General features: G+C 57.3%; 1 protein-coding gene. It reads left to right on the forward strand.

Going from position 1 to position 1,043, the window contains the following annotated elements:
- Positions 1-1,043 (forward strand): elongation factor Tu (gene tuf, locus ACODSK_RS32625; RefSeq protein ID WP_489022275.1); only part of this gene is annotated, 1,043 nt, incomplete at both ends.

Raw genomic sequence — 1,043 nt, forward strand, 5'->3', positions numbered from 1 at the left:
CTGACTCGCGTCTGCTCCGAAGTTTTCGGTTCGGCTCGTGTTGACTTCGACAAGATCGACTCGGCTCCAGAAGAGAAGGCTCGTGGTATCACCATCAACACCGCTCACGTAGAGTACGACTCGAACGTACGTCACTACGCGCACGTTGACTGCCCAGGCCACGCCGACTACGTCAAGAACATGATCACCGGTGCTGCCCAGATGGACGGCGCGATCCTGGTTTGCTCGGCCGCCGATGGTCCGATGCCACAAACCCGTGAGCACATCCTGCTGTCCCGTCAGGTAGGCGTACCGTACATCGTTGTCTTCCTGAACAAGGCTGACATGGTTGACGACGCTGAGCTGCTGGAACTGGTCGAGATGGAAGTTCGCGACCTGCTGAGCACCTACGACTTCCCGGGCGATGACACTCCGATCATCGTTGGTTCGGCTCTGATGGCTCTGAACGGCCAGGACGACAACGAACTGGGCACCACCGCTGTCAAGAAGCTGGTTGAGACCCTGGACAGCTACATTCCAGAGCCTGAGCGTGCTATCGACAAGCCGTTCCTGATGCCAATCGAAGACGTGTTCTCGATCTCCGGCCGCGGTACTGTTGTTACCGGTCGTGTAGAGCGTGGCATCGTTCGCATCCAGGAAGAAGTCGAGATCGTTGGTCTGCGTGACACCACCAAGACCACCTGCACCGGCGTTGAAATGTTCCGCAAGCTGCTGGACGAAGGCCGTGCTGGCGAGAACTGCGGCGTTCTGCTGCGTGGCACCAAGCGTGACGACGTTGAGCGTGGTCAGGTTCTGGCCAAGCCAGGTTCGGTTAAGCCGCACACCAAGTTCACCGCAGAAGTTTACGTTCTGAGCAAGGAAGAAGGCGGTCGTCACACTCCGTTCTTCAAAGGCTACCGTCCACAGTTCTACTTCCGTACCACTGACGTGACCGGTAACTGCGAACTGCCGGAAGGCGTTGAAATGGTAATGCCAGGCGACAACATCCAGATGGTTGTTACCCTGATCAAGACCATCGCAATGGAAGAAGGTCTGCGTTTCGC

The organism is Pseudomonas sp. FG98, from assembly GCF_057808595.1.